Genomic DNA, 12,757 nt, shown 5'->3' with positions numbered 1-12,757 from the left:
GCTTAAGTTTAAAGCATTGGAGACGCTACAACCAGAAAGGCTAACTGAATTAAGATTGCCTCCTTTAAGAGAATGACGACCGCCCAAGATAGCTTACTCATTAAAAAACCTTAAATTACCTTCCAAAATTTATCCCAAATGAAGAAAACAATCCTTTACCTATCTGCATTTGCAATTTGCATCTCCTCCTGTAAACAATCTGCTACAGAAAATTCTGATAACCCCGATTCTTTAGCGATTAAAAGTGTAAACGATTCCTCTTTGATGAGGTATATGACTAAAATAGCTTCAGACGAGTTTGAAGGAAGAAAACCTTTTACCAATGGAGAAACGAAAACTATTAACTATTTAGCTGATGAGTTCAAGAAATTGGGGTTGGCGCCTGGTAATGGTACAAGTTATTTTCAGGAGGTGCCAATGGTAGAGATCAAGTCTAACCCGGATGAAAAGATGATTATCAAAGGAAAATCAGGCTCAGTTGAATTAAATTATCTGACTGATTTTGTAGCAGGTACGCGTCGTGTGCAGAATGAAGTAAGTATAAATAATTCGCCTATGGTATTTGCAGGTTATGGCATTGTGGCACCGGAATATGGATGGAATGACTATGCTGGTTTGGATGTTAAAGGTAAGACTGTGGTGGTGATGATTAATGATCCCGGATTTGCTGAGGAAAACTTGTTCAAAGGCAAGAACATGACCTATTATGGCCGTTGGACCTACAAATTTGAAGAAGCAGCGAGACAAGGTGCCACAGGAATTTTGATTATTCATGATACCGAACCTGCTGCCTATCCGTGGAGCGTAGTTAGAAGTGGTTGGACTAAATCCAAGTTACAGTTAGAGGCAGCTGATAATAATATGGGAAGGGCAGTTGTAGAAGGCTGGATAACCCTGGATGTAGCTAAGAAATTATTAAAGCTTGCCGGACAATCAGATATTTTATTTACTAAAGCCCGGGAAAAAGGTTTCAAGGCTGTAGATTTAGGGTTATCTGCTTCAGTTGGCATTAAAACTTTGATTAAAAAATCTAAATCCTTTAATGTTTTAGCCAGTATTCCTGGTGAGTCTAAAAAGGATGAATCTATTATTTATTCTGCCCATTGGGATCATTTAGGCATCGGAGAAAAGGTTCAGGGCGATTCTATTTATAATGGTGCTGTAGATAATGCTACCGGTGTGGCTTCTTTGTTAGAAATAGCCGGTGCTTTTAAAAAACTGAATAAGAAACCCGAGCGTACCATCGTATTTATCTCCTATACCGGAGAGGAGCAAGGCTTGTTGGGTTCTGAATATTATGCCAAACATCCTGTGTTACCTTTAGATAAAACGGTAGCCAACATCAATATGGACATGATGGGGATTGCAGGTAAAACCAAAGATGTAGTCGTTTATGGTTACGGGCAATCTGAATTAGAAGATTTAGCCGCTGCTGCTGCTAAAAAACAAGGAAGGGTAATTGTTCCTGATCCAGTTCCATCATCAGGCTTGTATTACCGATCAGATCATTTCAATCTGGCTAAAGTAGGTGTACCATCCCTATTTACTGGATCTGGAGTAGATAATGTTAAGAATGGAAGAGATTGGGGCTTAAAACAGGTAGCAGATTTTACCAAGCAACGTTATCATTCTCCACAAGATAACTTTGATGCCAAAACCTGGGATTTATCGGGCATTATTGAAGATGAAAGATTGCTTTTTGATATGGGGTATCAGCTCAGTAAAGGCGAGTTGTATCCTAAATGGAAGGATGGTTCTGAGTTTAAAGCCATCAGAGAAAAGAAATAAAACAAGATCGCCCTGCTTTGGGCAGGGCGATCTTGTAAAAAAAGTCAAGTAGATTTAAAGACAAAAATTGTCTTCAATACTAGAAGTGGAACATAACACCCAATTTAGGTGCAAATGTGTTTGCTTCTAAACCAAATGAGTTGCTTTTTACTTTAGCACCAGTTGCTTCGTTTTTAACCTGGTAGTTTTCATAACCTAAGCCATTAACTGAAACTTCAATACCGATTCTTTTAGTAGGGAAGAAAGCAAAACCTGGAGCAACGTTAACGCCAATTGAAGTAGTAGTACCTAATTTAGCACCAGTATCTCCGTTTGCATCAACAGCTTTTTGAGTACCAAAAGCCAAAGGAACTGATAACTGACCGAAGAATTTGAATTGATCAGTTAAGTTAACATAGTAACGGCCAAAAGGAGCTACTTCGAAAGCACCCTCTTGAGTTCTTCCACTTACTGATTTTTCATAAGTATAACCAACACCAGTACCTACTGCAAAGTTGTTTCCAACAAAATATCCAACACTAGGAATAACACTGAAATTAATATCAGCTTTAGGAGCTCCATCTACTTTTGTAGAGTTGAAACCTACGTTACCACCTAACATAAATTTTCCTTTTTCTGTTTGTGCGTTTGCACTGTAAACTAAACCTGCAACTGCTACTAATGATAATAATAGTTTTTTCATCTTATTATATATTTATTTGTTAATTATATAGTCAATTTTACTTTTTTAATGTCTGACTATATTTGGCTAAAAGTCAACACTTGTGCCAAAAAACATTCTTTAAGTCATCAAAAAATCAGATTTTGGCTAACTCATTAGTTGATAAATACATAAGAAATTGATGTTAATTCAATATTATTTTCCTGTGACCAAAAAGTTAAGTGATGATTAATTTTTTAGGCGTGTCAAATTGACAACCTGACTTTTTTTGTAGAAATGTCAGATTTAAAATGTAGCATTTTTGGCAGATTTTGTGTCAGGAATACTGGACGCAATCACTGGGTTGTGTCAGGAAAGAAGGCATTTGATCAAGATGGTTTTAAACCTTGGATGCTTTTATGAGGTGATCAAGTTTTTGCCTGATAATTTGAATGGTTCTTTCGTCTGTTAAATTTCCTTCCTCGTCAAATTTATTTTGAGCCTGGGCAATCAGTACTTCTGGCTGTAAAACAGGATTCATATTTAAGAAGGTAAAAACAGGAAGAAAAGCCGTTTGCATTCTCACTGTTCCCCACTGTCCTTGGGTTGCGCCCATAACCGCAACAGGTTTATGTAGCATGGGCGAGTCTTTACCTCTGCTTGCCCAGTCTATGGCATTTTTCAATCCGCCAGGGATAGAATAATTATATTCTGGAGATACAATGATGAAGGCATCTGCAGAAGCCAGGATGGCTCTGAATTGAGTTACACTATCAGGGCGTTGTTCAACTGCAGGTAAATCATGGTCTGCATTATATACAGGAATATCATCGAAATGAGCGATTTCAAAATCTATATCCTTTGGAAGCAGGCTGGCAGCCACCTTAAGTAACATGGCATTATATGACCCTTTTCTCAGGCTACCGCATAAACCAACGATTTTTTTATTCTTTTCCATAAAGATCAAACCAACTAGTCGTTAAAAAGTTTGGGTTCAGTTTTGTCATCACGCAAAAAAAATTAAATGGTTACCTTTGTTTTAAATACCTCATTTATGTCTGAAAATACATCTACCCAAAACTTAGTTGAAAAAACCGTTTTTCCTATCCTTTTTGCATTAAGTTTTTCTCACTTGCTCAATGATACCATTCAATCTTTAATTCCTGCTATATATCCGATTATAAAAACAAATTATCATTTAAGCTTTTCTCAAATTGGTTTAATTACGCTAACCTTCCAGCTAGCTGCATCATTATTACAGCCTTTTGTAGGGTTATACACCGATAAAAAACCACAACCCTATTCTTTAGCTGTGGGTATGGGCTTTACTTTAATTGGATTAGTAACCCTTTCCCAATCTACGCATTTCTATACCATGCTTATTTCAGTTTCCTTTATCGGTATAGGGTCATCCATATTTCATCCTGAAGCCTCCAGGATGGCTCATGCGGCATCAGGAGGCAAAAGAGGATTGGCACAATCTGTTTTTCAACTGGGAGGAAATGCAGGAAGCTCTTTAGGGCCTTTACTTGCAGCCTGGATCATTGTTCCTTACGGGCAGTTTAGTGTGATCTGGTTCTCCGTCATTGCATTACTGGCTATTTTGATTTTGAGTTATGTTGGCACCTGGTATAAAGGCTTTATTGCAGCTCGTGCAAAAAAGATCAACATCCAAAGTGTTGTGAATAAATTCTCTAAAGGTAAAGTGATATTCTCGGTAGTAATTTTACTCTTGCTCATTTTCTCCAAGTACTTTTACATGGCTAGTTTAACCAATTATTTTACTTTTTATTTGATTGATAAGTTTCATGTTTCTGTGCAAACTTCACAGATATATTTGTTTGTATTTCTTTTTTCTGTAGCTGCGGGAACTTTATTGGGTGGGCCTATCGGAGATAGAATCGGGAGGAAGTATGTGATTTGGGCATCTATATTAGGAACGGCCCCTTTTGCATTGCTATTACCGCACGCCAGTTTATTTTGGATCGGTGTATTAATTGTGCCTATTGGGATGATTTTAGCTTCCGCGTTCTCCGCTATTTTAGTGTATGCACAAGAACTTATTCCAGGTAAAGTTGGGTTGGTAGCAGGTTTGTTTTTCGGTTTTGCCTTCGGAATGGGCGGGATTGGTTCGGCGCTATTGGGTAAACTGGCAGATTCTACCAGTATTGAGTATGTTTTTAATATTTGTGCATTTTTGCCGCTTATTGGTTTGCTCACAGGATTTTTGCCCAATATTGAAGCCAAAAAGAAATAAAACAAGAGGCTGTTTCATAAACCAAACTCTATTCAAAGCTGTGGCGTGGAGCCTGTCGAAACGTCCTCAATGCTGTTAAGTTTAGCTAACGCTGTCTGAGCTTCCCGATGTGAAACCGGGATAAGTAGTCGAAGACTTTTTTAATAAGTCGAAAACTAAAATGAATTGCCCTTCGACAGGCTCAGGATGATGACAATCCATTTTAGTTTTTTCCTTAAGTTAATAGCATTGGAAACGTCCTCATAACACTTAATAAACTCCTTAGACAACTTGGCCAGATTCTATATCGGGAAGCTCAAGGATGACAATCGATCTTTATAACGCAACCTCTTGTTGTTAAAATACATTTGTGACTGGATTTACACCATTAAAACTGATAATTAATGCCAAATGTTGGTGTGAAATTATCCAGTGCAAATCTTAAATTATTCTTCCTGTCAAAATTGTACATTGATTCGGCATCATAGTAGTTTTGGTGAAAGAAGGTAACTACGGGGAAAGAAAATTCCAGATTGGTATGGCGATTAATAAAAAAGGCAAACCCCGGACTCGCACTTGCGCCTAAACCTTTAATTTTGGCATCGGTGCGAATCAAATATCCTTCATCATCTATCCGGTTAAACGTATTAATCTGCATCAGCAGGTTGGCTTGAGCAAAGAATTTCAGGTTCTTTTTAACATCAATGTACTTTCGGATAAAGGGAGAAATGCCAAAACTAAATTCCTTAGGGCCATAAGTGTCTACATAAAAGCCCTGTTCATCATCCCAAACCGTATAATTCAAGCCCCGAAGCTTAGAAAGGTTTAATGGAAGAGCCAAACCAATGGCCAGATTATTGGCTAAAAAGTATCCGCCTTGAGGCGTTAGGGTTAAAGTATTAAGGCTGGGAGTGGAGTTATTTTGTTTGGAAGTACCAAAACTAAAACTACCTCCAATAAATCCTTTTCCTTTTTCAGTTTGTGCATGGGTATGCAATGTTACGATGCATAGGGCAATCATAACCAATAATATAGTTTTCATGGTTGATGAGCATAGCGTTTAAGGATGTACTTCAGTTGAAGTACGTTAATTGAAAATTGGATTTACTAAACTGGTTAACCTTCCGAAATAGCCTTTACCTTACCCTTAAGTTCCGGATAAAAGTCGCCAGTGTAATAGGTTATAGTTTGTGCGCCTATAGATTTAACCTTACCCTTTATTTCTGGGTAAAAATCGCCAGTATAATATTCAAAAGTTACACTTCCTACAGATTTCAACTTTCCTTTTATCTCCGGATAAAAATTTCCTGTATAGTAGGTTATAGAAGTGTTACCTATGGCTGATATTTTTCCGTGAATTTCTGGATAAAAGTTACTGGTAACATAGCTGATGGTTGTATTGCCAATTGCTGAAATGTTTCCCTTGATCTCGGGATAGAAATTTGAGGTTATATATCCTACATCGGTGTTGCGTTTGGGATATACATGAATTCTGCCATTCGTAATGTCAACATCGATCCCTTCAATATTAAGTGTAATACTGGCCTCACCGTTATCACTTATACAGGAATACAGTTTTTCCGTTTGCGAATGGGCATTAATGGTACAAAAGAGGAGAAATATTGCTGCAATATTTCTCGGATAGGGCAAGAAATGCCTTATCGTTAATAGTAAAGTTTTCATTTGTGTGTTTCTTGTGTGTAATCAATATTAATGATTATCCAAAGAAAAAACAAGCAAACAAACTATTATATTAGTTACACAAGGAAACCGAAAAAATCCCGTAGAAACTAATCTACGGGATCTTTTTGGAATGTGTTATTCATCGTTTTGGTTAATAAATACAAACTGATGGTCAAACATATCCAGCTTAATTTTGCTGTCTTTATCTATCTTTCCCGCCAATATCTCTTTCGACAACTCATTTAAGATTCTTTTTTGGATCACTCTTTTCAAAGGCCTTGCTCCAAATTGAGGGTCGTAACCCAATTGAGCCAACCAATCTAAAGCTTCATCGCTGGCTTCCATCTCTATGCCCATTTCTGCAAGCGTGTGTTGTACATGCTTAAATTGTAAACTTACAATGTCTCTAATCTCATTGCGATTTAGAGGGGTAAACATGATCAGCTCGTCAATTCTATTTAAAAATTCTGGCCTGATGGTTTGTTTTAGCACCTCAAACAATTCGCTTTTGGTCTTGGCAATTACTTCATCGCGGTTTTCATCACTTAAATCTTTAAAGTTGTCCTGAATCAGATGTGCTCCAATGTTGGAAGTCATGATGATAATGGTGTTCTTAAAATTCACCGTTCTACCTTTATTATCCGTTAAACGACCATCATCCAGTACCTGTAGCAAAATATTGAATACATCAGGGTGTGCCTTTTCAATCTCATCAAGTAGTACCACAGAGTAAGGTTTACGTCTCACGGCCTCTGTTAATTGTCCGCCCTCATCATAACCCACATACCCAGGAGGCGCTCCAATTAAGCGGGAAACGGCATGTCTTTCCTGGTATTCGCTCATGTCAATTCGGGTAAGGGCATTTTCATCGTTAAATAAGAACTCTGCAAGGGCCTTAGCTAACTCCGTTTTACCTACACCTGTAGTGCCTAAGAAAATGAAAGAACCAATGGGCTTACGTTTATCCTGTAAACCTGCACGAGAACGGCGGATGGCATCAGAGATTGCTTCAATAGCCTCATCTTGTCCGGCTACACGTTGATGTAATTCAGCTTCCAGGTTTAACAATTTTTCTCTTTCACTGGCAATTAACTTGGTTACGGGAATACCTGTCCAGCGGCCAACTACCCCTGCAATATCATCAGCGGTTACTTCTTCTTTCAACATTCTGCTTGTGCTCTGTTGCTTTTCGAGGTCTGCTTTTAATTTTTCTACCGTATCTTGCGCTTCTTTGATTTTGCCATAACGGATTTCGGCTACTTTACCATAATCTCCGGCACGTTCTGCCTGATCTGCTTCTAACTTATATTGTTCAATTTGCTCAATCTGATTGTTGATGTTGTCAACCAGGTCTTTTTCTCCCTGCCATTTTGCCTTTAATTCATCCCGCTCTGCGGATAAATTGGCGATTTCCTGAGTCAGGTCCTGAACTTTTTTATCGTCCTTTTCTCTTTTAATGGCCTCACGTTCGATTTCTAAGCGCATTATCTCCCTGTCAAGTGCATCTACGTTTTCTGGCACACTATCCATTTCTAAACGAAGTTTTGAAGCTGCTTCGTCCATTAAGTCGATAGCTTTATCTGGTAAATAACGATCAGAGATGTAGCGCTGACTCATTTCTACAGCTGCAATGATGGCTTCGTCTTTAATCCTCACTTTGTGGTGGGTTTCATAACGTTCTTTCAATCCACGAAGAATAGAAATGGCATCCTGTGTATCGGGCTCGTTAACCATTACTTTTTGAAAACGGCGCTCTAGAGCTTTGTCTTTCTCCAGGTATTTTTGATACTCGTCTAAAGTTGTGGCTCCAATGGCACGAAGTTCTCCGCGCGCCAATGCCGGTTTAAGGATGTTTGCGGCATCCATTGCACCTTCACCAGCTCCTGCACCTACTAAGGTATGTATCTCGTCTATAAAGAGTATAATTTCTCCATCGCTTTGCGTAACCTCTTTAACAACAGCCTTTAACCGTTCCTCAAATTCACCTTTATATTTTGCACCTGCAATAAGGGCACCCATATCCAAAGAGTAAACTACTTTAGATTTTAGGTTTTCCGGAACGTCTCCTTTAATAATTCTAAAGGCAATACCTTCAGCAATGGCTGTTTTACCCACACCGGGTTCGCCAATGAGAATGGGGTTGTTTTTAGTTCTTCTTGATAAGATCTGGATAACGCGACGAATCTCTTCATCACGGCCAATTACCGGATCGAGTTTACCACTTTCGGCATATTCGTTCAGGTTACGGGCATATTTCCCCAATGCCTGATAAGTGGCTTCTGCATTCTGGTCGGTTACCCGATTATCTCCACGAAGGGAAATAATGGCTTTTTTTAGGTCTTTTTCGTTAACACCCTGTTCTTTTAAAAGCTTTGAAGTGTTATCGTTTACTGCTAAAATGCCCAATAACAGGTGCTCTACAGATACAAACTCATCTTTAAATTCCTTTAAAAAGGATTGCGCTTTTTGAAGCACACTATTGGTATTGGAAGATAGATATACATTGCTGCCATTTACCTTCGGAAATTTCGTAATCTCAGTATCTAAGTTTTGGTTCAGGATGTTTAAGTTAACGTTAAGCTTCTTTAATACATAAGAAACTACGTTTTCATCAACAGTAAGCAAACCTTTTAACAGGTGTGCTGTCTCAATAGCTTGTTGCTGATTGCCTTGCGCTATTTCAGAAGCCTGTTGAATCGCTTCCTGGGCTTTGATTGTAAAATTGTTGAAGTTCATATTCAGCTTTTAATCAAAACAAATGCCATGGCAATTTTGCTTTTAGAATCGGAAATTTTGTCGGTATAATTTTTAATGTTATGAATAAATGGCTGATATATAGGTTGTTGTACTGAAATTTTGTCTGAATGGATGATTTGTTTTATTGGTCCGTGAGCCAGTTGATCGAGGGTGTTTTATTGGTCCGAAAGTCGCGGACCAAGGGGTTGGTTTATGGGGAAGTGATTTGATCGAGGAAGTTTTATTGGTCCGTGAGTCACGGACCAAGGGTTAGTCTTATAAGCTATGTATCAGTATTAGTGTTATTTACGATTAGGAGGAAAGGTGCTTTATATTCATATACTTATTCCCAAATGATGATATGTTTACCTGATGATAATTCTATTTGCTGATCATTCGTAATTTTGCCATTTACCATCGTGCTTCCTTTCCCCGGCACCTGAAACGTAGCCGACGAGTTAGCAGGAATGATGATTTCGAATTGAATCTTCTCGCCATCACGCTTCCAATTGGCAACAATTTTACCATAAGGACCGGTATGACTGGCCTCAAAAAAGTTTAATCCTGCTACTACCTGAGGGTTAATTTGAACATGTTTAAAGCCCGGCTGTTTTTCAGATGGTTTAATTCCGCCTATACCTTTATATAACCATGCACCAATTTCTCCGAACATGATGTGGTTCATAGAAATATCCGATTTAGCATCAATCGGCCAGTTTTCATAAAGTGTAGTAGCACCATTTTCCATCCACCAGCCCCAGCTGGGATAGGTTTTTTGGGCCGCCACTTTATAAGCGACATTGCTGTAGCCATTTTCTGTTAATGCATTTAATATGGCCTTTGTACCCAATAAACCTACATCTAAATGGAAACCATCTGCTTCTACCCGTTTGGCCAGGTTTTTCGCTACTAAAGCCTTGCTCTCTGAAGGTACAATTCCCCAATAAAGAGGAACACTCATTTCGGTTTGTATTCCGGTAGCGTAAATTCCGGTTTGTTTATTCAGGTACTTGGCATTAAAAGCCGTTTTGATTTTTTCGGCAAGCGCGGTATATTTTTCATAATCGGCTGTTTTACCCAATATTTTAGCTGTTTTGGCCAGAATTACCGCGTCAGCATAATAATAGCAGGTGGAGGTCAGTTCTACAGGTGATTTTGATTTCACTGGAATCCAATCGCCCAAACCCCAGGTAGTTAAACCACTTGGGTAAGCTTCGTCGATATGATTGACGTATTTCTTAATATTCTCGTAGTTATCTTTTAAGATCTTTGTATCTCCATAAAACAGATAAACATTCCATGGGATAATGGCAATGGTACTGGTCCAATCAGGGCCGTTGCCCCATTCATATCCCCAGCCGTCTGTTGGGATAATGGAGGGTAAAACGCCGTTAGGTTGTTGTTCGTCTCTGTGATCGGCTAACCATTTTTCGTAAATGGTGATACCGTCAAACCCGTACAGGCCGGTTTCTATGGCTATTTGTGCATCTCCGGTCCAGCCATTTTTCTCTCTTTGCGGACAATCGGTTGGATAGCCAAACAGGTTAGACAAGTAAGAATTGTTGGTGGCGTAATAAATCTTATTGATAATGGGTTCTGAAGCATTGATTGAACCAATAACTGGTACATCGCTGTGCATAAAATAACCCACTAAGCTATTTACACTTAAATTAACAGGCTTACTACTAGTCACTTCTACATATTGAAAACCCTTATAATTGAAGTGTGGCATAAAACTTTGGTTGCCTTTTCCGCTTAACGCGATGATGTCGGTTTGAAAGGGATCTGTATTATCAGTAGGCCTGTAATGTGCATCAATATTTGAAATATCAACATGTCCGTTGGGATAAAGTCTTTCTCCATGTTTAAGACGCAGAGTAGTGCCTTCAGGGCCGTCAACAGTAATTTTACTTACACCAGAAATGTTTCTGCCGAGATCAAACAGGTAGGTAGTATCATTAAATTTGCGAACATTTTTGGCCTTAATCTCTTCTACATTTCGAATGGGGTGGAGGGTTTGTGCTACAATATTGTTGGAGGGTGCTGAACGATAAATCACATCTTTCCATTTGGTATCATCAAAATCAACTGTATTCCAGCCTTTTTTCTCCAGTCGGGCATCGTAGTGCTCTGCGGTATAAATGCTGTTAAAAATAACCGGACTTAATTCGGTTTTCCAATCTTTACCCGATTTAATGGTTTCTATTGAGCCATCTTCATAGGTAATTCTTACATCCAGACAAAAAGCCGGTCTGTTACGCCATGGTGCTCTATCGAAATACCATACCGCAGTAGATTGATGATTGTACCAACCATTACCCAGTAAAACACCAATTGCATTTTTACCTGAAGTTATTTCCTGCGTCACATCATAGGTAACATACAGGTTTCTTCTGTCGAAACGGGTATACATGGGGTCCATGCGGTGGTTGCCTATTTTTTTTCCATTAATAGAAAGTTCATAAAGTCCACCGACAGCGATGTATGCTCTTGCTGATTTAACCTTTTTTTTGCTGTTGAATGTATACCTGAAATAGGGGGAAGGTTTTAACTTAATATTTTCAGTGTCTGAAATCCACGATCCTTGCCAGTTTTCGATTTCCATCATGCCCATTTCAAAGCTCGAAATTGGGGTGTTGGTTGTTTTCTTACCTTGGTCATTGGCAATATCTACCTTCCAATAATACTTGGTAAAAGGTTTTAGTTGTTGGCCAGAAAAAATAGCAAGCTGAGCAGGTGATTTAACCCACGCCGTGTTCCATGTTCTTCCTTCTGAACGGATGAGTGCAAGAGAATCGGTATCTACCAGAATGCGATAAGCAGTTTGTTTTGCACCCTGGCGCTGGTCTTGCATTTGCCAGGTTAATCGTGGGCTTGCATTGTCCAACCCAATTGGGTTTTTAAGGTATTCTGTTTGGGGATTGTTTACTGTAGATTGGGCAAAACTATTAACGGTGGTTAAAAGAAAAGAAAGTAGAATGGCTTGGCGTAATGATGTTAAATTCATAGTTGATGGTTATTCTAATAACTAAGGTATCAAAATTTACAGGCTGTGAAAGAAGCGCAATGGAATTTTTACTCAGGTTATTTGGGGCAGTATTGAGTTGGTGCATAGTGGAGATTACAACCAGGGAAGCGCCTGGAAACTTATAGCTGCTTACATTTCTTATATGATGAAAATTTTAACCATGTAAGCCAGATAAGATAAATAGAAGTTTGAATGGTTATCTTGTTAAAAGAAAGGTATTTAGGGGGGAGCAAATATTAAGGCGTTTAGGGAAGTTAAGCAAGGCTTAACTAATGCTAAAATCTGAAGCTACAACCCTGGAAACTTATAGCTGCTTGCATTTCTTATATGGTGAAAAATTTAACCATGTAAGCCAGATAAGATAAATAGAAGCTTTAATGGTTATCTTGTTAATATATAGGTGGTTTAGGTGGCGCTAACATTAAGGCATTAAGGCCAAGTTAAGCAAGGCATAACCAATGCTAAGATGTGGAGCTACAACCCGGGAATCGCCTGGTAACTTACAAGTGCTTACATTTCTTATATGGTGAAAATTTTAACCATGTAAGCCAGATAAGATAATAGAAGCTTTAATGGTTATCTTGTTAATATATAGGTGGTTTAGGTGGCGCTAACATTAAGGCATTAAGGCCAAGTTAAGCAAGGC

At 38.6% G+C, this 12,757-nt stretch carries 8 protein-coding genes; 2 read left to right on the top strand and 6 right to left on the bottom strand.

The features are described from left to right. Positions 1–138: 138 nt before the first annotated feature. The gene (locus tag BMX11_RS01770) at positions 139–1,788 is read left to right on the top strand and encodes a M28 family metallopeptidase (RefSeq protein ID WP_090880471.1); all 1,650 of its coding nucleotides are present in this window, start codon (positions 139–141) and stop codon (positions 1,786–1,788) included. Between the two features lie 79 nt (positions 1,789–1,867). On the opposite strand, the gene BMX11_RS01765 is transcribed toward BMX11_RS01770, so the two are convergent. Both BMX11_RS01765 and BMX11_RS01760 read right to left on the bottom strand, forming a co-directional pair. Continuing rightward, positions 1,868–2,470, bottom strand: a complete 603-nt coding sequence (locus BMX11_RS01765; RefSeq protein ID WP_090880466.1) for an outer membrane beta-barrel protein — start codon at positions 2,468–2,470, stop codon at positions 1,868–1,870. Between the two features lie 358 nt (positions 2,471–2,828). After that, the gene (locus BMX11_RS01760; protein WP_090880463.1) at positions 2,829–3,386 is read right to left on the bottom strand and encodes an NADPH-dependent FMN reductase; all 558 of its coding nucleotides are present in this window, start codon (positions 3,384–3,386) and stop codon (positions 2,829–2,831) included. Between the two features lie 96 nt (positions 3,387–3,482). Between BMX11_RS01760 and BMX11_RS01755 the strand changes: the two genes are divergently transcribed. Next, on the top strand, positions 3,483–4,685 hold the full coding sequence (locus BMX11_RS01755; RefSeq protein WP_090881181.1) for an MFS transporter: 1,203 nt from the start codon (positions 3,483–3,485) through the stop codon (positions 4,683–4,685). Between the two features lie 367 nt (positions 4,686–5,052). Here BMX11_RS01755 and BMX11_RS01750 read toward each other — a convergent pair whose 3' ends face one another. The 4 genes from BMX11_RS01750 to BMX11_RS01735 all read right to left on the bottom strand — a co-directional run bounded on the left by BMX11_RS01750 (position 5,053) and on the right by BMX11_RS01735 (position 12,090). Beyond that, positions 5,053–5,706 carry a hypothetical protein gene (locus BMX11_RS01750; protein ID WP_090880460.1) on the bottom strand — a complete coding sequence of 218 codons (654 nt, stop codon included), beginning with the start codon at positions 5,704–5,706 and terminating at the stop codon, positions 5,053–5,055. 74 nt (positions 5,707–5,780) lie between these two features. After that, a complete protein-coding gene (locus BMX11_RS01745; protein ID WP_139180109.1) occupies positions 5,781–6,347 on the bottom strand; it encodes a hypothetical protein in 567 nt (188 codons plus the stop codon). Between the two features lie 135 nt (positions 6,348–6,482). Then, complete coding sequence (gene clpB, locus BMX11_RS01740) at positions 6,483–9,083, bottom strand: ATP-dependent chaperone ClpB (RefSeq protein WP_090880454.1); 2,601 nt, start codon at positions 9,081–9,083, stop codon at positions 6,483–6,485. A 343-nt stretch (positions 9,084–9,426) separates the two neighbouring features. Continuing rightward, on the bottom strand, positions 9,427–12,090 hold the full coding sequence (locus BMX11_RS01735) for an alpha-L-rhamnosidase (RefSeq protein WP_090880451.1): 2,664 nt from the start codon (positions 12,088–12,090) through the stop codon (positions 9,427–9,429). Positions 12,091–12,757 lie beyond the last annotated feature (667 nt).

The organism is Pedobacter rhizosphaerae (genome assembly GCF_900111155.1).
Taxonomy (GTDB): Bacteria; Bacteroidota; Bacteroidia; order Sphingobacteriales; family Sphingobacteriaceae; genus Pedobacter; species Pedobacter rhizosphaerae.
This window is presented reverse-complemented; position numbering and strand designations above follow the sequence as displayed.

What these genes read in the sequence shown, in the direction of transcription:
- BMX11_RS01770 (WP_090880471.1), top strand. Translation starts at nt 139, where the DNA reads ATGAAGAAAACAATCCTTTACCTATCTGCATTTGCAATTTGCATCTCC.
- BMX11_RS01765 (WP_090880466.1), bottom strand. Translation starts at nt 2,470, where the DNA reads ATGAAAAAACTATTATTATCATTAGTAGCAGTTGCAGGTTTAGTTTAC.
- BMX11_RS01760 (WP_090880463.1), bottom strand. Translation starts at nt 3,386, where the DNA reads ATGGAAAAGAATAAAAAAATCGTTGGTTTATGCGGTAGCCTGAGAAAA.
- BMX11_RS01755 (WP_090881181.1), top strand. Translation starts at nt 3,483, where the DNA reads ATGTCTGAAAATACATCTACCCAAAACTTAGTTGAAAAAACCGTTTTT.
- BMX11_RS01750 (WP_090880460.1), bottom strand. Translation starts at nt 5,706, where the DNA reads ATGAAAACTATATTATTGGTTATGATTGCCCTATGCATCGTAACATTG.
- BMX11_RS01745 (WP_139180109.1), bottom strand. Translation starts at nt 6,347, where the DNA reads ATGAAAACTTTACTATTAACGATAAGGCATTTCTTGCCCTATCCGAGA.
- clpB (WP_090880454.1), bottom strand. Translation starts at nt 9,083, where the DNA reads ATGAACTTCAACAATTTTACAATCAAAGCCCAGGAAGCGATTCAACAG.
- BMX11_RS01735 (WP_090880451.1), bottom strand. Translation starts at nt 12,090, where the DNA reads ATGAATTTAACATCATTACGCCAAGCCATTCTACTTTCTTTTCTTTTA.